21 protein-coding genes and 3 pseudogenes are annotated in these 25,230 nt (G+C 36.2%); all 24 read right to left on the bottom strand.

Annotated elements, in window-relative coordinates; translation table 11 throughout:
• Positions 1 to 2: 2 nt before the first annotated feature.
• Complete coding sequence (gene tssA / locus ABN256_RS08190; protein WP_340893582.1) at positions 3 to 1,457, bottom strand: type VI secretion system protein TssA; 1,455 nt, start codon at positions 1,455 to 1,457, stop codon at positions 3 to 5.
• A 5-nt stretch (positions 1,458 to 1,462) separates the two neighbouring features.
• Positions 1,463 to 2,113, bottom strand: a complete 651-nt coding sequence (gene vasI, locus ABN256_RS08185) for a type VI secretion system-associated protein VasI (RefSeq protein ID WP_197268916.1) — start codon at positions 2,111 to 2,113, stop codon at positions 1,463 to 1,465.
• The gene (locus ABN256_RS08180; RefSeq protein ID WP_196553914.1) at positions 2,110 to 2,907 is read right to left on the bottom strand and encodes a Fis family transcriptional regulator; all 798 of its coding nucleotides are present in this window, start codon (positions 2,905 to 2,907) and stop codon (positions 2,110 to 2,112) included. Before ABN256_RS08180 ends, vasI begins: the two co-directional genes overlap by 4 nt.
• Complete coding sequence (gene tssH, locus ABN256_RS08175; RefSeq protein WP_349439349.1) at positions 2,904 to 5,540, bottom strand: type VI secretion system ATPase TssH; 2,637 nt, start codon at positions 5,538 to 5,540, stop codon at positions 2,904 to 2,906. Before tssH ends, ABN256_RS08180 begins: the two co-directional genes overlap by 4 nt.
• Before the next feature lie 9 nt (positions 5,541 to 5,549).
• Positions 5,550 to 6,305, bottom strand: coding sequence for a type IVB secretion system protein IcmH/DotU (icmH, locus tag ABN256_RS08170; RefSeq protein WP_196553916.1), 756 nt, complete (start codon positions 6,303 to 6,305; stop codon positions 5,550 to 5,552).
• Positions 6,298 to 7,656 carry a type VI secretion system baseplate subunit TssK gene (gene tssK, locus ABN256_RS08165; protein WP_196553917.1) on the bottom strand — a complete coding sequence of 453 codons (1,359 nt, stop codon included), beginning with the start codon at positions 7,654 to 7,656 and terminating at the stop codon, positions 6,298 to 6,300. Before tssK ends, icmH begins: the two co-directional genes overlap by 8 nt.
• Before the next feature lie 2 nt (positions 7,657 to 7,658).
• Positions 7,659 to 8,213, bottom strand: a complete 555-nt coding sequence (tssJ, locus tag ABN256_RS08160; protein ID WP_349439348.1) for a type VI secretion system lipoprotein TssJ — start codon at positions 8,211 to 8,213, stop codon at positions 7,659 to 7,661.
• A 1-nt stretch (position 8,214) separates the two neighbouring features.
• Entirely contained in the window at positions 8,215 to 9,456 is a 1,242-nt protein-coding gene (gene tagH / locus ABN256_RS08155) for a type VI secretion system-associated FHA domain protein TagH (protein ID WP_349439347.1), read from the bottom strand.
• Positions 9,457 to 9,461: 5 nt separating this feature from the next.
• Positions 9,462 to 10,511, bottom strand: coding sequence for a type VI secretion system baseplate subunit TssG (gene tssG / locus ABN256_RS08150; protein ID WP_196553920.1), 1,050 nt, complete (start codon positions 10,509 to 10,511; stop codon positions 9,462 to 9,464).
• Positions 10,475 to 12,259: a type VI secretion system baseplate subunit TssF gene (gene tssF / locus ABN256_RS08145; RefSeq protein WP_196553921.1), complete on the bottom strand. Its 1,785-nt coding sequence runs from the start codon at positions 12,257 to 12,259 to the stop codon at positions 10,475 to 10,477. The genes tssG and tssF overlap by 37 nt, the downstream gene beginning before the upstream one ends.
• A 1-nt stretch (position 12,260) precedes the next feature.
• On the bottom strand, positions 12,261 to 12,698 hold the full coding sequence (gene tssE / locus ABN256_RS08140) for a type VI secretion system baseplate subunit TssE (protein ID WP_196553922.1): 438 nt from the start codon (positions 12,696 to 12,698) through the stop codon (positions 12,261 to 12,263).
• A gap of 5 nt (positions 12,699 to 12,703) precedes the next feature.
• Complete coding sequence (gene tssC / locus ABN256_RS08135) at positions 12,704 to 14,182, bottom strand: type VI secretion system contractile sheath large subunit (RefSeq protein ID WP_196553923.1); 1,479 nt, start codon at positions 14,180 to 14,182, stop codon at positions 12,704 to 12,706.
• A 20-nt stretch (positions 14,183 to 14,202) separates the two neighbouring features.
• Positions 14,203 to 14,700: a type VI secretion system contractile sheath small subunit gene (tssB, locus tag ABN256_RS08130; protein ID WP_196553924.1), complete on the bottom strand. Its 498-nt coding sequence runs from the start codon at positions 14,698 to 14,700 to the stop codon at positions 14,203 to 14,205.
• A gap of 744 nt (positions 14,701 to 15,444) precedes the next feature.
• Positions 15,445 to 15,606, bottom strand: a pseudogene (locus ABN256_RS19210) (hypothetical protein); the annotation flags it as partial.
• A 74-nt stretch (positions 15,607 to 15,680) separates the two neighbouring features.
• Positions 15,681 to 16,037 carry an RHS domain-containing protein gene (locus ABN256_RS08125; protein WP_340893578.1) on the bottom strand — a complete coding sequence of 119 codons (357 nt, stop codon included), beginning with the start codon at positions 16,035 to 16,037 and terminating at the stop codon, positions 15,681 to 15,683.
• A gap of 267 nt (positions 16,038 to 16,304) precedes the next feature.
• Complete coding sequence (locus ABN256_RS08115) at positions 16,305 to 16,685, bottom strand: hypothetical protein (protein ID WP_196553925.1); 381 nt, start codon at positions 16,683 to 16,685, stop codon at positions 16,305 to 16,307.
• A gap of 367 nt (positions 16,686 to 17,052) precedes the next feature.
• A pseudogene (locus tag ABN256_RS08110) lies at positions 17,053 to 17,529 on the bottom strand (RHS repeat-associated core domain-containing protein); the annotation flags it as partial.
• A gap of 225 nt (positions 17,530 to 17,754) precedes the next feature.
• Positions 17,755 to 18,840 carry an ankyrin repeat domain-containing protein gene (locus ABN256_RS08105; protein WP_349439344.1) on the bottom strand — a complete coding sequence of 362 codons (1,086 nt, stop codon included), beginning with the start codon at positions 18,838 to 18,840 and terminating at the stop codon, positions 17,755 to 17,757.
• Positions 18,841 to 19,008: 168 nt separating this feature from the next.
• Positions 19,009 to 19,533: an RHS repeat domain-containing protein gene (locus tag ABN256_RS08100; RefSeq protein WP_349439360.1), complete on the bottom strand. Its 525-nt coding sequence runs from the start codon at positions 19,531 to 19,533 to the stop codon at positions 19,009 to 19,011.
• A gap of 334 nt (positions 19,534 to 19,867) precedes the next feature.
• Positions 19,868 to 20,350, bottom strand: coding sequence for a hypothetical protein (locus ABN256_RS08095; RefSeq protein ID WP_311754043.1), 483 nt, complete (start codon positions 20,348 to 20,350; stop codon positions 19,868 to 19,870).
• Between the two features lie 8 nt (positions 20,351 to 20,358).
• Positions 20,359 to 20,778, bottom strand: coding sequence for a hypothetical protein (locus ABN256_RS19205; protein ID WP_502929692.1), 420 nt, complete (start codon positions 20,776 to 20,778; stop codon positions 20,359 to 20,361).
• Positions 20,758 to 21,102, bottom strand: a pseudogene (locus ABN256_RS19200) (RHS repeat-associated core domain-containing protein); the annotation flags it as partial. The gene ABN256_RS19205 and the pseudogene ABN256_RS19200, both read right to left, overlap by 21 nt.
• Positions 21,039 to 24,773 (bottom strand): DUF6531 domain-containing protein, encoded by a 3,735-nt coding sequence (locus tag ABN256_RS08085; RefSeq protein ID WP_349439343.1) that lies wholly within the window; start codon positions 24,771 to 24,773, stop codon positions 21,039 to 21,041. The gene ABN256_RS08085 and the pseudogene ABN256_RS19200, both read right to left, overlap by 64 nt.
• A gap of 29 nt (positions 24,774 to 24,802) precedes the next feature.
• Complete coding sequence (locus tag ABN256_RS08080; protein ID WP_349439342.1) at positions 24,803 to 25,228, bottom strand: DcrB-related protein; 426 nt, start codon at positions 25,226 to 25,228, stop codon at positions 24,803 to 24,805.
• Positions 25,229 to 25,230: the final 2 nt, after the last annotated feature.

Raw genomic sequence — 25,230 nt, 5'->3', positions numbered from 1 at the left:
TATTATTCCCTATGAGAAAACGAGTTCTGTTGATGTTCCATTTTTGATGCCAATTGATTTAATAAATTGGGTTCCCACTCTGATAATGAATACCGAAGCGCATCATGATAAAGCTGATTAAAATAAACATTTGCGATGGAACTCATTTTTGATGCTTCAAAAAGTTGTGCAGAAAGTAACTGTAGATAAAACCGTTGACGGGGTTCAGTCGTTACTGAAATAGCGTTATCAATCATTAATAACGCGGCATTAAGACCTTCTTGTTCAAAGCAATCCATAATTTCTTGTTGCTCATTGTGTAGTGATAATGAAGGGCTTGCTTTATTGTTAGCTTGATTTTCTAAACTCCCCAGCCATTGATGAGTTTCTTCTGAAATAAAAGGAGTCATATCAGCGAAATAGAGATGATTAAGCTGAGGTAATCTTATTAAAAACAGTGAAAGCTCTTGAGCAATTGCTGATGAAACATCAATTAGCCCTAATAATTGTGCGGTTTGAGCAGCCATAAAATGCCCATCTAACCAATAAGGCGCTAGCGTTAAGCTTTGCTCAATATCATTGAGTAGTGAGATAGACGGCTGTGAGAGTTGCGCTTTGTAATCGGTCACTCTATCAATTGCTACTGCGGCTAAGGGGGTTTTGCCTTGCTTATCATTTATCGGAAGTGTTTGAATGTTGTGCCAGATAGCATATCGGCGTAGACGATAACCAACCGCATCATTAGGGGCTTGTTCACAAAGAATGCCAGCGACTTTTAATAGTGTCTGCTTCCATTGGCGATCATCACTTTGATTAATTTCAACGTGAGGTTGCTCTGTCTGTGAAGTTGCGCTTACTGGTGTTTGAGGTGTTTTTTTTATTTCATTAACTGGTTCTGCTTTTACACTTTCTTCAACCGTAATAGTCGATTCTTGTATATTTTCTATATGTTGATACGCTCGGCTTAATTCATCCACTTGTGTAGATAAATTAGTCTGACTGGAATGCCAAAATTGTGCTAAATAAGCAAATTCACCTAAGATCTCATCGCGCTGTTCGGGCGTGGCTTGCTGGCAAAAATTATTTTTTACGGTTTCAAAACGTTTAAGAATTTGTTGTGCTAAACGAAGTTTTAACCGAGAGTGACTAGGATAACTGGTATCCCAATAATGTTGCATATAGGTACTTGCAATTGTTGATGCAATCACAAGCTCTTCGGGAATACCTGCGTGTTGTAGCGTCCTTAAAAAATGTACAAGCAAGCGAAAATCTTTAGTTTGTGTGGCAAAGAGTTGTAATGCTCGACGCTGAATATCATCAATATCTAAAGTGCTGTGGCTGAGTGAGCCAAATTTTATCATTTCACTTTCGATATATTCCCAATCAGGGCTATTTTCATCAAGTTGGCTACTCACTTTGGCTTCATCCAAAGGTGCTAAAAGTTGTTCTCTCCATGTACAGAGCGTTTTTGTTGTCATTATTATCACCAATGACAGGCTGAACGCAGAGGTTTTATCTCTTCGTTAATGCCTGAAATATTAAAGGTTAGTTGCTCATCATTTGCTAATTTGATAGTTAATTTTGTGCTAGAGAGCAGTTGCTTGATTTCATCTATACCAGAAAGCCCGCGACTCGCCTCAAGCAGATAACCATCTTCCCGTAGAAACCATTCACTACTTAATTGGGTCTTATCTGTTATTAGTAGGATATTTCCTGCTGTTTGTTTTTTTGCTAGAGCAATTTGCATACGGGTGATGTTATCGATACAACTCAACATAAGAATGGGGCGAGGAGGCAAATATCCCATTGCTGGAATAGTCATAATAACGGGATAAGTGCCTTTATTATGAACAGTGACCATAAACCCAGCGGTGTGATTTTCACGTTTCATTTCATGCTCTACCGCTAAACGCCAAATATTGCCCATCGCACTTACATCAACAATAGAAACTGGTTTGTTCCCAATGTTAATTTGGTCATAGCAAGATAAACGAATAAGTTGAGATGTCTCTTCACGACACTCAAAGAGAGCTAGTTCAGTATGGTTGGTTTTATTTTCTTGCTCTTGTGCAAAAACGTGACTTATTGAAAAGAGAGCGAGAAAAATGAAATAAACTGGTCGTGAATAAGTCATTTAAGACACCCATATTTTTTTAATTTATATAAAAGTGATCGCTTTGAAATATTTAAGTTTTCAGCGATTAAATTGAGATCGTCATTGTTGTTTTCTTGTTGGTAACGCAGAATTGAGGCTTCATAACGTTCTGTGGCTAAAGTAAGATCGTTCACCTCAGCAAAAGAATGAATTGGAATTTGTGTTGGAGTTAAATTTGATACGGATAATGAAAGTAAGGTTTTATTTATTTTCTCTTCTTTTTCTTGTTGTAATTTCAATAAATATTGCAGATCGGCAATTTTCTGTTGTGATTGAGAAAATGCTAAAATACTTTTTAATTGATGATGAAATACATTGCAGTAAATAGAAAAAATACCTTGCTCATAAACCGTTTCATCGAGATTTTCCCCTAACATAATAATTAGCCCATAAGGTTTATTATTAAGATCAACAAAGGGAATACTAAACAGTCCGCAATGCACAGGTTGTTTGGCGATAAATTGCTGTAAAGCATGATCGCTAATATAACTGCCTTGTTTTAAATCATTCCAGAGAATAGGTTGTGGTTGTGATAGAAGCTGGATCAACGGGTGATCTGCTTCTGTAATATCGACATCCAAATGTTTTTTCTCTACTTTTTCACTAAGATCAATACTCCAGCTCTCTAAGCGGTTCTCTGATTTATTAATCATTGAAACAATGAGTGCGCTGAATGGACTACGAGGCATACTCAGCTCAAGAAATTGGCTGGTCAGTGAGTCCACATCTAAACAAGTTAAGAGAGAGAGCGCATTTTTCAGTCTGTGCTTCATAGTTCTACATTGACCTCTGCAATGAATTGGTTATCTTGTGTTGATAACCGTACCGTCCTGATGTCTTCATTTTTCGCACTGTGTTGCAATAGAAGAAGTGAAAGAGGGGGTAATAACGCACCATCAATAATGGATTCTAAAATTCTTGCACCATTTTCTGCTCGTGAAGCACGTTGTAATATTTCATCGGAAACGGTCTCTTCCAGCTTGATCTCTGCGTGAAAACGTTGTGTAAGCAATTGGGTCAAACGAGTTAGTTTGTGAGTAATAATTTCTTTGAGAATAACCTGCGTTAACGGTAAGAATGGGATCACTTCCATCCGCGCTAAAAGTGCGGGTTTAAAGAAGGTAGTTAATTCGGGATAGAGTGCATCATGTAATTCATCTGGTTTGTCAGCATTAGCCATAATGACGTGATCACCTAAATTAGATGTCAGGAAAAATGCAACGTTTTTACAGTCAATAACACGACCTTCACCGTCGGCTAATTCTCCTTTATCAAAGGCTTGATAAAAAAGATTTAAAACATCGGGGTGTGCTTTTTCTACTTCGTCCAGCAGGACAACGGAATAAGGCTTTTTGCGAATAGCTTCGGTTAATACTCCGCCTTCACCATAACCCACATAACCTGGTGGTGAACCAATAAGGCGAGAAACAGTATGTTTTTCTTGAAACTCTGACATGTTGATCGTGGTGAGATATTGTGTTCCACCAAACATCAACTGAGCAATTTGAATGACGGTTTCTGTTTTACCAACGCCACTTGGTCCTGCTAATAAGAATGCCCCCAATGGCCGGCCTGAACGGCGTAAATCGGCACGAGCTGTTAATAAATGCTTATGAAGATGTTTGATTGCAAGTGATTGACCTTTAATGCTTTGCTCAAGGTAGGCTGGTAGCTCTGTCACTACTTGTAATGCATCTTGTGATAAGCGATTAAGAGGTACGCCTGTCCATTCCGCAATCACGGCAGCAATTTGTTTTTTATCTACATGAGGAGAGACTAATAGAGAGTGTTGATGTAATTCATTTAACTCTTCATTTAGCGCGTTTAATCGAGATTTCAGCTCATCATTATTATTTTCAGTGCTGTCACTGTTTGCTTCTTCTTCAAATGGTTCAGCTAATGTTGATAGTAATGTTGAACGTAATTCGATAATTTCACGAACAATATTTTTCTGTTTTTCCCACGCTTGTTGCAAAATATCTATTTGTGGATCTATATCAACAGATTGTGTTTCTAATATCACTAAACGTTCTGAGTGATCTTTTAAACCTAATTGCTGTTCACGCATTAATACGTCAAATTCCATCTTGGTTTGGTGACGTTGTGTTTTTAAGGCTGATAATTGTTTAGGGGGTGTCGAAAGATTGATCGCTGCGCGAGCACATGCAGTATCAAGTACATCAATGGCTTTATCAGGAAGTTGGCGTCCTGAAAGATAGCGTTCACTTAATTGTGCTGATGCACAAAGTGCTTCATCATCAATAAAAACGTGATGTGCTTTTTCATAAATAGAGCGCAATCCACGCATAATAATAATGGCTTCGTCTGCGGTGGGTTCTTTGACTTGAACAAGTTGGAAACGGCGCGCTAATGCCGCATCTTTTTCAAAGTATTTTTTATACTCACTCCATGTGGTTGCGGCAATGGTACTTAATTCACCACGGGCTAATGCAGGTTTTAGCAAATTGGAGATATCTAAGCCTCCTTGCTGATTTCCAGCACCAATCAAGGTATGGGCTTCATCAATAAATAAGATAATAGGAGTAGGTGATTGTGCCACTTCTTGCATAATGCCTTTAAAGCGTTTTTCAAATTCACCTTTAACGGCGGCACCAGCTTGAAGAGCGCCTAAATCCAACGTTAATAACTCACATTCTTTGAGTTTTTCAGGAATTTCACCCGCGATAATACGTAAGGCTAACCCTTCAATTAAGGCACTTTTACCGACACCCGCTTCACCGACAACCACGGGGTTGTTTTTACGACGACGGCAGAGAATATCAATCATTAAGTCAATTTCATGATCACGACATAAAACCGGATCTAGCTGGTTATCTCTTGCTTGTTGCGTCATATTTTGTGTAAAACGCGCAAGCATAGAGTCCGATTGAACATGACTATTGGATGATTTATTAGCTTCTGCTATTGGTGCTTCTGCTGATGTCAGCGTCCACTCATCAAAGTTGAGTTTGAGTTGTTCTCGATTAATTTGCGATAGTAATTCCGCCACCACTTTTGAGAGATAACGATGGGGCATTTGTAATAAAGTGAGTAATAACGCGCCTGAACGTAATTCGTTATGACTAAGCTCTGCTGAAGCCAATAACCAACTATCTTTAAGCCATTCCACTAATAGTGGGGAAAAGCTTGGATAACTTTGTGTCACGCTTTGGTGCTGTACAGAGTTAAGATCTAAAAGCGCTGTTAATTCAGTTGGATTGATATCAACTTTATTAAAAATAGTGCGGATATCCGTTAGTGGTGTTTCCAGCAGTTGTTGTAAAAATTGGTCTACTGTAATTTCAAGTTGCTGGTGACTTACACAAAACGCAGCCACATTTTCTAAAGCGTGTTTAGCAATAGGGTGAAGTCTATTAACTAATGTTGAGAGATCAATCTGGATCATAAGGGCGTCCTAGCTAAGAAGTGTATTAAGCTGTTCCAAAATATTGAGAGTTTGATGTCTCAATCTAGAAGCATAAATTGCATAAATAATCGTGGCGAAGATCAGTGAGCCAATGGCGATATAACGAACACCAAAGCGTTGTCCTAAACGATATTGATGTGATTTAGTGCCATTTTCTTTGTATAAAACAACGGGTTGAGACTCACCTTTAAGTTGTTGGATCTGTTTTTGAAGTTGGCGAAGTAATTTATTAAAGTCATCTCCATAGCCATTGCTGACTTTATAGCGACCGCGATAACCAAGGCATAAACAGAGATAAATAAACTCTAATAAATCAAGGTAACGTTTAGGCTCACCTAATAAGCGTTCTATTAATACGAAAACCTTTTCACCACCCCATGATTCATTATGAAAATGAACTAACAGGGATTGTTTTACCCAATCGTTATCTTGATCCCAGCCTAACTCTAATGCTGCTTCATCAATAAATGTGCATAACACATAGCGGAATGAAACAATGGCGCCCGGCTCATAACCGTGAGTTTGAAGTTGTTGTTCAATGGCTTGAATGTCAGTGACCACTTGTTGAAAAAGCTTTTCTGATAGCGGAGTTGCTGACATTGATTTCATTCTGATCACCATACCCAGCAATGGTGTCGCAGCATCAATCATTGGATTGATGTTGTTACCGCGTAATGGTAATTGATATGATTTATGGCTCACTTTTTTTTCAGTAAGTTCTTGTATTAATGATAAATCACTCATGTTGAGTTCCACTTCTTATTGCCCAAAGTTGAATATCAAGTTCAGGGAATTGTCCTGATACGTGGAATGCAATATTTCCGTGTTTCTGTATATCAGCCCATGATTCACCTTGAGGATCTAAGCGGAAATAGGTATAGCCTGAGTGATATGGCAATTGACGAGGTGCAGTTGATAAAGCAATAAAACCAACACCAGGCATTTGAACACTGACTAAATCACGAATTTGATTCACTGATGTGACTTTTGCCTGTTGCGCGAATTGGCGACGCAATTGCTCTTGAGGTAACTGAGCGCGTACCGCAATAATAAATTCAGCACTTTGCAGAAGTTGTCTGTCATGAATTGTTGCAACACGAATACCATGTTCTTGTTTTTGCAATGGAATTGGCACCGCTCTTGGTGTGAGAACCACACTTAGCGCTTGTCGAATAGATTTAATTAGAGGTAAAAAGCCCGATGCCAAGTCATAGTGTCGATAAATCGGTAATTTATCAGGTAAACGAGAGCCATTAGTAAATGTTTGAATTTCGCCACTAAATTGCAATAGTTCCCTGAAAAGCTGTTCTGGATGAACCACTGTCTGTTTAGATAAATGTGAAAATTGAGGATAAGCGCGATTAAGTAGCTGTAACATCATAAATTCAGCCACATCGGCAATTCCTTGCTGACCGGGGGAGCCTATTCGTTCGGCTATTTGACGGCCTCGTTCAAATAATGCACCTTCAACTTCAGCTAAAAATTCCGATAAAATAGGGCAAATTCTTGAATTTAAGCAGGTAGGAATGAAGTTTTTATCGAGAATTAAACTACCATCAGCACTGATTTCTCTTATTTTACAAATCGGAAGCATTACATAAGCGTCTAACTCTGTTTTTCCTAATTTCAAGATAGGATTGAGTTTCGCAATATTAAGTTGGCTAATGTCTCCATTCTCAGTATGCAAATCACGTACTTGTGTTAACACATCGCTATAACGGGCTAACAAATGATTGCCATTATGGGAATGAGAAATTTCACTAACTGTGCTGTTTTGTAATGGCAATGCTAAATAGACAACATTGTCACTGCCTTCATGAAGTTGTGAAATATCAATAGGTGAAGGAAGATTATCTTGTTGTGGAATAGAAAATAGCGTGCCATCAGGCATAATGCCGGCGGCTTCTTTCAGTCCAATACGACCAAGACTTAATAATTCAGTATTTAGCGTTAGTTGGCCTAGGCCATAGTAATGAGCGTGATAGGTTTTTATCAGCGTTTCAATAATATAATCTTGATAACGTTGCTGTTGCTGAAAATGTTGAGGTTTAATAAACAACCCTTCATGCCATATCACTTTATTTTTTGTTGACACTGTTATTGTTCCTCTTCTTTTCTAAATTCAATTTCATTTTCTTTGATATGGACTAGTAGATTGTAATGACGACCAATTCCATTGATTTTCAATACTTTTTTCCATTGAGTAATATTGACATCAGAGTAATAAGCAATGATCCCGATATATTTATTTTTTTTATCTAATTCAATGAGATCGAGAGGCTTATATTGATCAGGCAAAAGAGTGTAATCTTGATGATCGATATAATTTCTTTTTAATAGCTTTTTCAGATCACAATCTTCTTCAATAATTTGGTCTTGATCTAAAGAGGCAAAGATCGAATCTTCATTCATATAAACAATTTGTAATTGAACAGGGGTTGCCTCTCCTTGATCGTTAGGATTAATTTCAGGCTCTGCTAATAATGTGAATGCAACGACTGATGGTTGTTCTTTTTCGGCTCCTACAGGCGTTGAAGGGTCCCACATGACTTTGCCTATTTTTGATATTGCTTCAATCGGGCCACTACACCCACTAAGTTGAGTGCTTACAAAAATAAGAAAGAGACAAGCCATGAGTGTTTTTATCGACATATCACACCTCATCAAGCCCTTTTCTTAAGGCTCGGTCATAAGCGTGGGTATAAACCTCGTAAAACAGCTTTTCAAAACCTTTTTGGCGGGATGATGCCAACTCATTGTAATAATTGGTATACATATCCCAAGCCCAAGCACTGTCATTTGGATTGTTATCGTAACTACGACGATAATGAGAAAAGCGTTTTAATAAATGCTCTGGAGAAAATGCATCTAAAAGGGTAGCTAATGCAGCTGAAATCGCCTCTTGATTGGCATGATAATGTAGTTGCACATTATGTAGGCTTTCTGCCACGGCTGAGGGTGCAGATAAATGCACTGGACTACGTTCATCCGTAAACATTAAGCGCATTACATGGTCATATTGGTTATTTAAACGAAGAGGGTTATCTTCGATTGGCCGCAGTTGTTTATCTTGTAAATTACCTTGCTGCTGTAATGCCAATAAGCCTTTAATTGCTGATTGTGTTGTTTTTCCTAATTCAATGAGAAAATCATTCGCTTGCTGAGAGTTTTGCAAGTTAAGGTGTACACCTAGCCCCTTCATTAATGGATTAATCGCAACATAATCAACGTCTGCATTTATCTCATTATCCTGATATGTCATTTCGGGTAAATCCATAAATTCTTGAACCATAAAAGCTCCCTGATTATCTGAATGAGGCGAAGAAAGCGAGTGGTGGTGTGAGTTAGAATAAGATGACTGAATAAGCTCAAGGCTTTCTCTTTCAAGGGCTTTTAATGGATCATGCGTCATTGCACCTGAAACTGTTGGGGCTAAAGGCATATAATTTTCTGCTTTATGAGCAGAGGACGTGTTTTTTTGTAGTAAGGGATCTAACGGATTATCATCAGTCACAATCAAAGATTGTGGTGTCATTGCCATAAGATCCGATTTATCGTTTTGCGTTAAATTAATATTAACAGACAAGACTAATTGACCAATCTTGACTTGATCGCTTTGAGATAAACAAACAGCGCCAATATCTATGGGGATCAGAGCATTATTAATATAAATAGGTTCTGAAAGCGTTTTTAAACAAAACTGCTTATCTTGCCAAACAATAGCGCATTGTGTGGCAGCAATAGAAGATTGAGTATCTTGTATTACCCAGTGAGATTGTTGACTACTACCAATTGTGCCACCAAGTTGAGTAAATTGACTATTCGGCACATAGCCACTTTCAAGCAGCTCACTATTGATTAAGCGAAAAGAGATTGTGGGTAAATAATTATCCATAAATATTATTCCAAAATAGTCATTGTCATACTGGGATTGGCTTCAGGTTTTCCTAGAAAGCTTTGCCAACCTAATTGGTTGTGTTGTGCTCTGCCTAGGCAAACTCCATTCGTTTGTTTGTCCGCAATACGTAGGCGTAAATCCCACGCAAGTTGCTCGTGCATGATGTAAGAAACAAAAGTAATGAGTGACAAAAAATCTTTGCCATTGGGAAGAAACGACATATAGCGTTCAATGGATAATTCACTGATTTCAATAGTGCATTTTCCATTGCAATCATAGATATGAGAGCCAATATTAAAATTCTCACCTAAAACCATTTTAGGTCGAGATTTCTGTCCTGAATGACGAGTAACAATGCCTAAACGATTTTGTTGATCTTCTGGAATAGGTACTTTGCGTATTTCCCATCCGATTAATTCAACTTTCTCTAAATCAAAACAGTGAGAAATTAAGCTACAAATAACATCAGGAGAACGACTTGGGCTAGCAAGTAATCCGGCATAAGCAAGCATTTTGCTGTGGTTGATATTCATCATGCCACGATTGGTTTCACTACCTAACCCCACAAGTGAAAACATATAACGAGAAAATGCATCATGGCCACCATCTTCAAAGCAAATGTAATAGCGATATTTACGCCATATACGATGAAGTAATGTGACTAAGCGATGATTAAATAAATTAAGATAATCCGTTAATTGATTTGCTTGCTGTGCTTCCTCCCATGCGAAATGATCAAGGTAATAACCTGGTAATGGTGATTGGCTACCATGTAATCCTAAAAAGGAAACTTCTAAATCAAACAGACCTTGTTCATCTTGGCGCAAGGAAACAACATCTCGAGTTGGAAATGCCGTATTAGCGCTTGATCTAAACTGAATAAAGCTTTCATTATTGAATGCTGTTTTTTGAGTATGAAATTTATTAAGCAACTCAACTAATTGATAAAAACTGTATTCAGTAACAGATTTGCCCGCTTTTTTATTTAGCCAGCTTTGTATTTTATCAATATCTGTTATTTGAGTATTTGCTGGTTTATTTTCGCTGGCCAAAGATAAACTTCCTTATTATCTAAATTAATCACTTCCAACTCATGAAACATATTAACGCTGGTATAAAGAGTAAAAAATTGTGCTAATACAGAACAAAATAGATACATGGCGCCTTCTGAAATAAACGCATTTTGGTGTATTGATAATGTTGTTTTTACGCCTCGGACAGGCAAACCTTTATATAAGTATTCGATAGATTCTGTTTTTAAATCAGTGATTGCATCAAGATACTTTTGGGACTGACGTGCAGATTGTTGATAAAAAGTCGCTTTAAAATCATATAACTGTAAAATTTGTTTAAGTGCCGTCAAACTTAATAAAGATTGATAATTAATGGATAAATTAGTCAATTCAGACCAATACAGCGTATTTCCTAATAAAGGATAAAGCGCTTTTGTTGGTTTAATAATATTGCTAGTAGATGAAATGCCAGAAATAGCGGTATGCTCATCAAACCTTATTGAATGGGACGACAATGAAGAGGTTAAAGTACGATTAGTGCAATTCATTGAGACAGAAATACTCTCTTCACAGTCGAGTAAATTTTCTTCATTATTTCGTACAAAAGATAAGGTATGTTGATAACCATAATGTGATTTGTGGTGTGCGATTTTTAAGCGATAATAGCCCGTTCTTTCTGGGTTCTCTTGATTATTTTGATGATGAAAGCTTTCAAAAGCAGTGTAACGAGTAATATAGGACTTCTGATTAGGAATATAGCGCCAACCTTGAATGGTATTTATTGAAAAAATATCATAGCAATCTTGTTTTTTATGGCTTTTATTCAGAACATATTCCGTTTCTTTTCCCGTTAAATTAATCGCCTCACTCTCAGATTTAAATAGATTAACTGCAGGTACGCAATTAATTTTGATGTTTTCTTCAGTGATAAGCATTGCTTCTGGAATATCATATTCAAATTGAATTGATAATGTAAAAGCATCTGATTTTAAGGCTGGAGGGAGATTGTCTAATCCCTTTATGGCTAGAGACAAAAATGCTTCAGGAAAACAAAAATACTCTTGTAATAAGCGATATCCTTCATAGCTATTTTTAGGATAAGGCAAAAGGGAGTCTTCGGCATGAAAGCCAATAGGCTCAACAGAAAAATGTTCTAATGTAATTTGATGTTTAACTGTGGTTATTTTTGCTTTTTTGATTTTGCTATTTAATAAATAAAATAATTGGGTCGTTGTATAAGAGAACCCATTAAGGTAAATACACAGTTTCTCTAAGCCAACTGCTGCTAGCGACTGTAATTGGTTTAGAGAAAAATGAATATCCAGCGTATCTTTATTTTGGGTAATATGTGTTATTTGTATTGGTAGAACCCATAAATTGCGACATTGTGTAAATTGACATTGATGCCAATTATCATCATCATTTTGAGCCAAGTCATTTTGAACATATAATGGGTGGCTTATAAACGGTTGCCCTTTGGTTATTTTAATAGCGTATTCTTGAGATGGCTCTGTGCGATATTCCATAACCGTCATACTAGGAAATGGACGAGCGTAAGCAGGCCATAACATATTCACTAAACTGTTTGTTAGTTCAGGAAATTGTCTATCTATTTGTTCTCGCAAATTGCCTGATAAATAAGCAATACCATCTAAAAGGCGTGCTGCATCAGGATCACGCACTTTTTCAGATATTTGATTAATAAGTTGCGGTTTTTCAGTTGCAACATATAGTTCAAGCTTATCGAGATAGCTTAATTCATTATCAAAATAGTGATTTGAAGACATATTAAAATTGCGTCAATTGGTATCTACGGTTACTGTCTAATTGCACGTTAAATTCAATAAGCTGCTTTTGATTTTCTAATAAAATAAAAGCAGTAATACTAAATTGCAGTGACAATGGTTCTGCTTCATTTTCTATAAAATGAACAGTGACATTAGTTATTCTTGGTTCATAAGTGGTAATGCAATTCGCAATAATATTGGATAAATGAACCTTGAAATCGACTCCTGTTAATGTCGCATCATTTAAATCAGGAACGCCTAAAGTGGGAGTACTTTGGCAACCCAAAGGTCTACTATTTAAAACCTGATTCAAATTTTGCTTAATTGACATGAGTAACGCTTGGATTTTTGCGCGTTGGGAAGAGCCTACGCTCTTCCCTTGTATGCGCTCAAATAAACTGGAAGTGGGATTATCTTCCAAGTTATACAGAGCTGTCATCGCACTTATTCCTTATCTAAGCGACCAACAAGAGATAATTCAAAGTTTGCACCCATATATTTAAAATGAGGGCGAACTTGAATAGCCACTTGATACCAACCCGGATCACCATCAACATCCAAAACTTGGATTTGTGCTGAGCGAAGAGGGCGTCTACTACGAACGTCTGCTGGTGGATTTTCCTGATCTGCAATATATTGTTTTAGCCAGATATTAAGCTCCCGCTCAAGATCTTGACGCTCTTTCCATGAGCCAATTTGTTCGCGTTGTAGCACTTTAATATAGTGAGCTAAACGATTGATAATAAACATGTAAGGAAGTTGTGTTCCTAACTTATAGTTAGTTTCTGCTAATTTTCCTTCACGCGTATTAGGGTAGTTTTTCGGTTTTTGTACTGAGTTTGCAGAGAAGAAAGCGGCATTATCGCTGCCTTTACGCATAGTTAAGGTGATAAAACCTTCTTCTGCTAACTCAAATTCACGTCTATCAGTAACTAAAACTTCTGTTGGGATCTTAGTTTGTAATTCACCCATCGCTTCAAAGTTATGAACAGGTAAATCGCCTACGGTTCCGCCACTTTGAGGGCCAATAATATTTGGGCACCAGCGATATTTTGCAAAGCTGTCATTAATACAACTTGCTAATAAGAAAGCGGTATTGCCCCATAAATAATGCTCATGATCTTGCTTCACATCTTCAGAGTAATTAAATAATTTAATGGGATTCTCTGTCGGCGAATAAGGTAAGCGCACTAAAAAACGAGGTGCTGTTAAACCTAAATAACGAGCATCTTCAGACTCGCGTAATGAACGCCATTTCGTATGAGCAGGGCCTTCAAAAACAGATTTAAGATCTTTAATAGCAGGCAGTTCAGCATAGCTATTAATACCTAAGAAATTAGGTGAAACGGATGAAATAAAGGGAGCATGAGCCATCGCACCCACAGCACTAACATATTGCATTAATTTTAAGTCAGGTGTGGTGTTATTAAATGCATAGTTACCAATGACTGTCGCGACAGGTTCACCACCAAATTGGCCATAGCCAGAAGAGTAAACATGTTGATAAAAACCGGATTGAACAATTTCTGGTGAGAATTCAAAATCTTCTAATAGTTCTTCTTTCGTTGCATGTAAAATATTGATTTTAATGTTTTCACGGAAGTCAGTACGATCAACGAGTAATTTTAATGAACGCCATGATGACTCAATTTCTTGAAATTTTGGTGCATGTAAAATTTGGTCAACTTGGGCACTTAATTGAGAGTCCAGCTCAACGAGCATTTTATCAATTAAAAGCTTATTAATAGACTCTTCTTCTGACGGATTAGCAAAAATATTACTAATAAAAGCAGCAACGCCTTGTTTAGCAATATCATAGGCTTCCGTTTCTGGCGACATTCTTGATTGCGCCATAATTTCGTCAAGTAAAGAACCGCCAGATATTGCCACTTGTTCTTGTTGAGCTTCATTAACTAAAGACATAGGGTCATCCTCTGTAAACATTATTTTTGGCTAGCAATATCAAGTTCTTTCAATAATTGTTCGCGCGTCGCTTCATTTTCCAGAAGTTCTTGCAGACGTTTTCTAAAAGCGGGGATATTGCCAAGAGGGCCTTTTAACGCAACGAGCGCTTCTCTTAGTTCTAATAGTTTTTTTAGCTCAGGAACTTGGCGTGCAATATTATCAGGAGAAAAATCTTGTAGTGATTTAATCTCTAAATTGACATTAAGATCAGATTCACTTTTTTCATCTAAGGTATTTGGAACCGCAATATTTAGGTTAATACCTGCGCTTTCCATAACTGAATTAAAGTTGTTCTGATTAATAGAAATAGTTTTACGATCTTCAATAGGTGTTTCTTCCGCCTTTCCTTTTATATCACCCACAATAAGCATATTTAAAGGCAATTCGACTTCAGATTGAACACCACCATCATTTGGGATGTATTTGATATTAATACGTTCTTTGGGGGCAACACTACCAAGAGTATTTTTACTCATTTAAACTAAGCTCCTTATTTAGCTTAAGTTCTTAATTAAATACTCAGCGTCTTGATGAATAATTTAAATTAAGAAATACCTATCCTAGGCAATAATATAATTACCTTATATGAGTTTAATTTTCCTGGTAGAAATAAAATAATAACTAAAAATAAAATAATAAGTAATTTTTTCTAATATATACATTTAGTTTTATATAAAACCGTCCTTGAGTCAATAAGAAATATTTAATGTTTTTTACTTTTCATTACATTTAATTAGTATCGTATTTAATTTAAATATAATGATTTAACTTTATAAGTAAGTTTTTTCATCTATTTTACTCATATTATGCAACTTGATAGGAATAAATTAATTTATATTTAATTTAAATTATAAATATGAAAAATAGAAATTTCATTATGAATTATTTATTTCAGCTCTACATATCTTACTGATATATAGCAGTAATTTGGTTTATAATGTGGTAATTTGATTTTTTTTATTTTTTTTAAATTAATATTTTTTTGATGAAAAATAGAACGGTACTATAAATAATAATAATGTTACATAGCGTTATTGTTATAACCTAAAATTAAAAATAATATAAAAAACAGCATTAAGTTAAATTATTTAATAAAAACAAGAAGGAAATCTTATGTCAATTTGAATATGATTGATAAAAATTAAAATAATATATTATTTATCTATAGCTTATAGAGGGAATGTTATTTTACTTAAGGTAAGATAATTTATTCGTTATTATTATTCTTTATTTCGTTTATGGAAATCTTTCCACTCGATATCATTATTGAAGTTTGAACGATAGTGGCAGACGATAGATCCTGAATAATTCCACGGATCGTAAGAGACACTGATATGCATTTGTTGACTTGCAATCGGGCGTTTTATTCCAGTCTCTAAGTGAAACCATTTTTTAGATCCTCAGTGACTTTTCCTTTCGGATTATTTTGTATTCCATTCATTAATTTTTCAGGTACTCATTGCCAAAAGCTTAACGTGCTAGTGTCATTATGAGATTGCCAAAACGCCATTTTCCCCCACGTATTTAACCGTCCTGCCCAGCTGACAATGCCTTTTTCGCTAAAGATTTCGCGTGGCGTGCCTTGATGGTCCGTGACGACATAATGCAGTTTTCCACGTTGATAACGTGCCGTTGGGGTGATTTCATTGGGTTGATAGAGCCACTGAATTTGAGCGTCATAAGCCAGTGTACCATCAGCATAAACTGGCGTTTCTTGCACCATCTGGTCGCCAGACCACAGGTAATCGACACGCTGAACGCGTTTATCTTTAAAGGGCGAGTTTAAAGGTGGCGCAGGGCGATTATCGACCACTTTGTGCTTACTAAGTCGTCGCCCAAAAGCATCATAGGTATAACGCCAACATTCTCCCTCGGGATTAAAACAGGCGATAAGTTGGTTAAGGGTATTCCATTGGTAATACCATTTTTTACGGTGAAGAATCAGAGCTATGAAGCAACATCACTAACAATGGCAAGATACGAGACTGATGGCAGAATATGCCAGCAGTTAAAAGGGAAATTGATCCATTTTTAAAGACAGTTCAGTCAGAAGATTTTAAGATCTTCTGACTATTCTTAATTACTTAATGAATACACTATCTCTAATTTTTCTAATTTCTGGAGTTAATTCAAAACAGTCTTCTAATGGCTCATCATCTAAAGACCAGTGTTCTATTAGTTGTAAATGAATCCGATTATTATCAGATAATAAAGTTAAAACTTTTATTATCAAATCATCATTCTTATTATTTTGAATCAATAAATCATTTACAATGTCAAGCATCAATTCCATTAATTCATTCTTTTCAAATGTATTATATTTATCATTCGAGTATGCTTGAATATATTTTTTTAGCCATTCTTTTGTACGATATGATTCTGATAATTCATAGCTCCAATCTTGAGTGTATTCATCCCCTACTGGTAATTCCAAGTCTATAGCTAATTGATTTATATTCATAAATAAGGGTCTCCGTTTAATTGGGATGAGATGAGTTGTATGGAAATGATGTTCTAATCGAGCCATCAGGCTTTACGACTACCCTGGCCATATCTGGTTTTATTTCCACTCCATTAGGTAAATAACCGCGACCATTTATATTATTGGGCAAAGGAACATCATGAACACCAGGTCCTTTTTTAGCAACATCAGAAATAAAATTAGCAGCCGCGTTATCATCTAAATATTGTCCTATCTGATGATTTTTAGCTCTGGCTCTATCCATAAGTTGCAGAGGTTTTAATTTTTGGCCATGATCAATAAATGTATGTCCATAAGTTGGTTTGCTTTTAGGGTTTCCCCATTTCAACTTATCACAATTCTCACCCGCCAACCCAAACGGATCAACCCATCCCGTTGGACAATGCACATACCCATACGGATTAAAGCCACCTAATAATCCGATAGGGTCTGGTGAAATATATTGCCCAGTGTCCTTATCATAGTAGCGAAAGCGATTGTAATACAAGCCACTTTCTTTATCTTCATATTGTCCGGCAAACCGAAAATGACATTCGGTGTATTCAGGGTCGTTATCGGCATGATCTTCATGAGATTGCCAAAACGCCATTTGTCCCCAGGTATTTAACCGTCCAGCCCAGCTAACAATGCCTTTTTCGCTAAAGATTTCGCGTGGCGTGCCTTGATGGTCAGTGACCACATAATGCAGTTTTCCGCATTGATAACGGGCGGTGGGAGTGATTTCATTGGGTTGATAGAGCCACTGAATTTGTGAATCATAAGCGGGGGTGCCATCGGCATAAATCGGGGTTTCTTGCACCATCTGGTTGCCCGACCACAGGTAATCCACACGCTGAACGAGTTTATCTTTAAAGGGATAATCTAAAAATAAAGAAGGGAAATAATAGTGTATTTATTTTTATTTAGTTATTGAATTATGAATATTATAGATAGTGTATTAACACTCATTTTTTATTATACTACTTAGTAGTTTTTATCGTATATCTTAATTACTAATCCTTATAAAAGCACTGTTAATACAATGCCTATCTTCTAAATAAGAAATAATCTATTTTTCTGAAAGCCAATCACTTTTAAATGAAATACTTTTCCATGATGCTGTTCTTTTTCTTTTTAGCCATTTTTCTAATTTTTCCCCACTTGGTTTTCCTGCTTTAGTATATTTCATTGGGATTAATAGTAATAAATTAACCTCTTCATCTTCAGGAAGAAATATTTCTTTTTCTTGATGGCCGAAAGCGTAATTAACAGTAACGAGTGCATCGATTTCGTCAGGCCAATGAAGGTGTTTCCATTGCTCGTCATTTTTATCTAAAATAAAACCTTCTTTAATAATTTCACTTTTTTTATAATATTCAGAGAGTGAGGAAAGTAATTTCATTGGAAAATTATCTTTATAATCACTTTGGAATATTGCCCGATTAATTGGCCAATTATAAGGCAAACAGATTAAAAATTCAGTGTGAGGTAATCTTTTAAAATTGCCGAAGGTAAAAAATAATTTATGGTAATTACCATTTCCTACCCATGATGTCATTAATCTAATGTTATCAGAATAATATTCATTAGTCAGAATAGGGCCAACATTTTTATAAATATGGGAGAGAATACCATCACCTTCAATGATGCCAGCTTGCATTTCTTCGAATGCTTTTCGTCCTCCCATCGATTGTAAATATTGAGCAACATCGGTATGTCCATAGGATATAGCGAGATCTAAAGCCGTACGATTGAAATTCATCTGTAAGCGGTTAATATCTGCACCAGATTTGATAAGTAATTTGACAATGTCTAAATGACCACCACATGATGCCTCAATTAATGGTGTTGTGATCCCTCGAGGATCTCCATCAACCCATGCTTTATTATTAAGCAAAAGAGCTAATATATTTATATATCCTTCAAATGCGACCTCAACAAGTGGTGTTAGATAGCTACTATCTATTACATTGGTATTGAAACCTTTTTTTATTATGAAGTCACATAATAAATATTTACCTTCTTCAGAAAATCTATGTAATAGTGATTTATCAAATTTAATTTCAGATAAGTTTAAATCTTTTAGATATTCTGATAATTTTTCTACATCTTCGTCTTTTATTATTTGATATATATCTATGTTATTTTCTTTCATAAAACTTACCTTTTATCATTTCTTTCCCTAAATCATTTAAAGCTTCCTTTACAGCATTTTTTCCTTGAGGTACCGCAGTTATTATTTTTTCGTGAATATGCCGTGCTGCTTTTATTGTATGAGCACCACCACCATTTCTAGCCCAAGTGAAATTTCTTAAATCCGTATTTAGATTAATGCCATAGTATTTAAGAACATCTTGTGCTGAAGTATATAATCTCGATTTTTTTTAGACCAATTTGAAGGTGCATTTTCTCGAACTTTATGGTGTCTATGTGAGTTTTTCATTCCGTCAGGTGCGGGTCCTAGTTTTTCTAGATCTTCTTTATATAAACGACATTTTTCCCAACCCCAAGGATCTACCCACACCAATCCATTAGGCGCATATTGATACAGATTTAACCCGCCAGCTAACCCAATAGGGTCATGTTGAGTAAATCGACCAATATCAGGATCATAATAGCGAAAGGTATTATAGTGTAAACCTGTTTCTCTATCGAGATATTGCCCCTGAAAACGTAAGTTTTGATCACGATTTTGGGGATAATAATGAAACTCCCCTAATTCAATTTCTGTTTTACCCCAAGAGGTAAAACGAGCTTGCCATTGAATATCACCGTTGTCATCAACTAACGCATCAGGTGAACCATTAGGTTGACAATGAAAATAAAAAACAGTTTGTTTATTTTTAATGTATCAACGCACGCTAAGGGTGAGTAACTGCCCACATCTTCATAGATATAGAGCATGTCAACGCCGTGTCGATATTCACTTAATAATCGCAAGCCTTCCCATAAAAAGGTCGTTGTACCACAAGTGTGCTTTTAAAGATAAACGTTGTTGTTCTTGTGGAAGTTGGATAATACTTCCAGCCATAATACGTTATTTTTTATGGTGATTAAATATTGATGGTACCAACCTTCAACATGTGTAATCGAAAGTGGGTGACCAACAATATTATATCCAATATAAGGAGATTTGTATTTTTCATTTTTTATTTCGATGAGTTTATTGCAAAAGTATTATATTAATTTTTTAATTCTCTTTGAGCTGATTTACCAAATATTTTGTGAGAAATCATGGAAGATAAAATATTTTTTGCTAAAGGTAATTTTTTATGTGAAGAAATTAAAGAGAATGCAGCTTCTTTTACTAAGATATAATCATTACCCATAATTATTTTTTGGGAAAGACTGAGAGTATCATCGTCCATGTCCAGTATTGATAACGTATTTATAGAATAAATTTTAATTTCTTCATCTTCATTAGTTGATAAGATAAGTAAGGTTAATTGTTTTTTTATTTCTGTATCATTATACTTTCCTTTGTATAGACCAACTATTTTTATAGCTTCAATTCTTACATCTATATCTTCAGACTTATCCATCGCTATACTTATAAAAAAAAGTGCTAAATCTAAATCTAAAGTTGAGCTAAAATCAAGGAGAGATTTTAACTTATCATTGTTATTCAATAGGTTAAATGATTTAATAATTTCATTTCTTTTCATTAAATAGCCTAATTAATTGATAATTTTGATGTTAATTTTATAATGTCATCAGACATATCATTTATTTGACGAGCAATACTAGGTGCATTGCCTCCAATAATTGAGTTTTCACGACTTAATCCCACTCGTGTTACATCTTTAGGCAAACCGCCTACTCGCATGTCTGGTTCATGTAACCAAACTTTTCCATCGCCTGCAGAATTGAGTGTTCTAATATAGTCTCTACCTTCTTTCTCTAAAGTAGCACTATAGTTATTAATTCTTTTTTTTAGCCCAATCATACCTTCTGTTTTTAATATTTTGTTAAATGCCCTTATTTGCCCTCTTATTTGGCGCTTAAGCTCTCTTGTATTTGTTGTTTTATTAGGCTTGGTTTTATGATTATATTTTATAATACCACATTTCCAACCCCAAGGATCTACCCACACCAATCCATTAGGCGCATATTGATACAGATTTAACCCGCCAGCTAACCCAATAGGGTCATGTTGAGTAAATCGACCAATATCAGGATCATAATAGCGAAAGGTATTATAGTGTAAACCTGTTTCTCTATCGAGATATTGCCCCTGAAAACGTAAGTTTTGATCACGATTTTGGGGATAATAATGAAACTCCCCTAATTCAATTTCTGTTTTACCCCAAGAGGTAAAACGAGCTTGCCATTGAATATCACCGTTGTCATCAACTAACGCATCAGGTGAACCATTAGGTTGACAATGAAAATAAAAAACAGTTTGTTTATTTTTAATGTATCAACGCACGCTAAGGGTGAGTAACTGCCCACATCTTCATAGATATAGAGCATGTCAACGCCGTGTCGATATTCACTTAATAATCGCAAGCCTTCCCATAAAAAGGTCGTTGTACCACAAGTGTGTGCCTTTAAAGGTAAACGTTGTTGTGCGTGTGGTAGTTGCAGAGCAGGAAGATATTCGACGGTTTTATGTAAACGACGTCCTAGTGGGTCGTAATCAAATTGGACAAAACATCGTTTTTCTTCTGGATTAACAGGATGATGAAGTACCGTTTTTAAACGATGCTCAGCATTATAGGAATAAGTCCAAGAGCCAGTATCGGTGCGTTTCTCAATCGTCCTACCATAAATATCATATTGATAATAAATGCCTTTATATTCAGTAAGGCGATTATGTTGACAAGGGGAGGTTGCTCTTTCTTGTAATAAGTTAGCCGCAGCATCGTAATAATAAGTTTCAGGCGAATAACGATCACTTTGACGCTGTGTTAAGTTATCGGTCGCATCATATTGATAATGCTTCCAGCCATAAGGGGCTGTTTCTTCTTGTGTGGTGGTTAAATTATGGCGTAAATCATAATCCCAACGAGTTTCATTGATAGGGCGTATATATTGCCCTTGATGATATTGAGCTTGTCGAGTTAAACGACCTAGGCGATCATAACTGCGCCAATTGACTCTTTTTCCTTGAGTTCGACTAATTTCTCGATGCAAATTATCACGAGTAAATTCAGTAATAACTGTGTCGTCAAGATTAATTTGTAGCGCATGTCCACTACCATAATAAAGTATTTTGAGTACTTTTCCGTCAGGCAGTATAGTGGATGTTTTATTACCTAATACATCATAGGTATAGTGAATTTTGCCGCTTAAAGTATGTTCTTTTGTGAGTTGCCCTAATTTGTCGTACTCGAAATGGGCAAATTGTGAATAGGGTGATTTACCTTGTGATGTAAAGCGAGAATGAGTTAGCTGCCCACCTAGAGTATATTGAAAATAGGTAATACCATCAGGTGTTTGTTTTGTAATAAGTTGGCTTAATGCATTATAACGAGCAGAATGAGCAAAGGCTTGTGGTGTATTAGCTGCGAATATTTGTTGGATCACGCGATCACACACATCATATTGGTACTCGGTTGCAACACCATCTAAACCTATTTCAGAAAGTAGGCGGTTATTTTCACCCCAGATAAAGTGATAAGGTTCATTATTTTCATTGTATAACGAGAGTAATCGACCGCGTTCATCATAGTGACGAACGATGGAACCTTGTTTAGGATTAATGGACTTATAAAGTAACCCGTAATCATTCCATTGATAACGAGAGATAGAACCATCAGCTTCTTTAAATTGATAAAGTCGTCCACAATTGTCCCAATAAAATTGATGGCACCAACCTTCAGCGCGTGTAATTGACTGTGGGCGACCTGCAATATCATATTCGATATAAGAAGATCCGTGTTCAGCATCTTCTGTTTCAATAAGTTGGTAGCGAGAGTTATAGCGATAATGGGTAATTTTATTGGAGCAATCTTGGTAACACGTCATTTGACCACGCGCATTATAGGCTATATGAACCTTTCCATTATTAGCATCAATTTGAGTTATAACTTGACCAAAAATATCTCGTTCAAATATGGTTGTTTGGTTTAACGCATCAGTTTCAGCAATTACCCCATGATGAATATCATAATGAAAAGAGGTTTTGCTACCGCTAGGTAAGGTGACACTACTAATTAAGTCACGAGTAGATAACCATGATGTCAGCGTCGTCTTACCATGGGGATCTGTTTCTTCTGTTAAACACCCGTTTTCATCATAATGGTATTGCCATTGTTCATTTAATGGTGAAATGGTTTTGCTGAGTAACCCAAGCTCGTTCCATTGATATTGCCATGTATTATTGGCTTCATCGATATACTCTGTGACTAAAAATTGCTCATTCCAAATATGGGTATGGGATAGACCATTAATATGAGTGACTTTTGTGGTTTTGCTATCGATTTGATAATCAATAACGCAGTGTTCGCCTGCGTTTGTTTTATAGTCAACAACGCGCCAATCATCAAATTTATCCCATTGATAATCACAAACTAACCCTTGTGGTTTGGCATGTTGTATTAATAAATTGTGGTCATTGTAGCGATATTCTCTGGTAATAATATTGCTCGCATCAATAACTTTGGTGAGTTGACCTTGTTTATTGTAATGGTAAGTTGCTAAGCAAATATTTTCACTTTCATTATTTTGTTCATAAATATGGGTAATACGCTGAGAATGTAAAGGATCTTGGTATTGAAAAATAACCAGAAGCGATTCTGCTGTATCTGTGATTGAACTTAGCTTTTGTTGTTCATCATAATGTAGTAATAATCCATTACCATATTCATCACTAATGGATAATAAAGAAAGCGTTGTACTATTTTCAGTTAAAGGACCAAATAAGCGCCAACAAGAGCCATCACTATCACCAAGAGTAAGATAGCCTTTTTCATTAGCGGCAATAATCAGACCTTCAGAAGGACTGAAATATTGAATTTCAGGCTCAATGGATGAAAAACGTAGCTCTCGTCCACCCATATCATGGTAACAATAGCCTTTATTTTCTCGTATAACACAGGTTTCAAACGCGGTACTCCAACCTTGTCCAAATAACCCATTATTTTTATTACGGCTATTATAAATTCTTTGCCAAATAAACGAATATCTAGACGGAAGAGTAAAGTCGAGTTCATCTTCATATAAAATCTTCGCCCCCGTTGCCGCATGAACAGGATTGAAGACCGCACTGACAGCATTAGTTAACCTATCAATTCCCATACCTATGCCTGACATCGCTAGCATACAAGGCATATTTTTGAAGATAGTCTTAGGTTTCCCTCTCAGCATTGAAGCTGCCATATACACCAATTCTAAACCGGGTAGTTTGCCACTTTTTATGGGACGAACAACAACCTTTCCCCCTCCGATGGCGACATTAGTTGAAACAATTTCTGAAACTTTTGCTTCACACGTTGATCTGTCATTAGCGCGTACTGCTGGTAGGTCGTTGATCGAGACTTTATCCGATCCTTCTGCCATATATTGTATTGGTGGATGTTTATCACAAAGGATACGGTCATTATCTGCTTCAGTGGTGGCACCTTTCGGTACATCAACTGTGGGTTGAATAAGTTCAGAAACGAAGGTTTTACCTGTATTAAGCACCATACTGGCATAATCTAAAAAAGAATCAGGTTCTTTTGCTGGAGGAATATTAGCCGTTTCTGTTTCTGTGAGTAAACGACCCGCAGCACGAGCGGCTCGTTTGTCGTTGATAAGAACATTATTTGAGCCTGTGGCAATTTTTCCTGCGGGTGAAGGTGGAAAAATTGCATTAGCAAAATTGGAGCAGCCTTGGGAAATAGAATCCCCTAATTTGCTTGCACTAATGATAGCTCCGGCAATAAAACCAGAAGCGATACAACTCCCACCAACAGCGGTCGCTACCGTGGCCGCTGATGCGCTAACAAGTCCTAGTGCAGGGGCTGCAACTACAGCAATTGCGGCAACAGCAGCACCTGCGGCAGCATAAACAACACCTTCAGCAACAATAGAAACAATATCAGCCCACACACTAGTATGAATAATTTCATCGTGCTCTCTGGCAGCGTTAGGAAGAGTCATAAAAGCATCCTTTCTTTTTTATTTAATGATTAATCCGTTAGTACTATTGAGTTTTTAAGTTTTACCCAATATTGTTCATCCTCATCATTAAAAGGTTGAGGTGATGTATAACTAAATAAAAGAATGCGATTATTATCTGCTAATAAAATGGCAAGTTGACGTTGATAAAATTTACTACCACTACGTAAGAAAGAAATATTAGTTTCTAATGCCTCAATATAATTAGTTTCGTTAAGAGTAATAATATTAAAAGGAGATATTGTTATATTAGTGGCAACTTGTTTTAGTTGTTCACATTGTATTTTTAATTCTTCTTTAAATGTTTTTCCTTTAGATAATTCACTTCTTGCTACAATTAATGAACATTGTGAGTGAGGTTCACGGAAAACATTCATACTAGAGTCTTTCCAAGTGGTGGAAGGTATAAGAAATTGTGCTTCATTGATTGTGTACATAG

Origin of the sequence: Proteus sp. fly-1008 (assembly GCF_040140305.1) — a bacterium.
Taxonomy (GTDB): domain Bacteria; phylum Pseudomonadota; class Gammaproteobacteria; order Enterobacterales; family Enterobacteriaceae; genus Proteus; species Proteus vulgaris_B.
The sequence above is the reverse complement of the archived record's forward strand: the minus strand, read 5'-3'. Positions and strand labels throughout refer to the sequence as shown.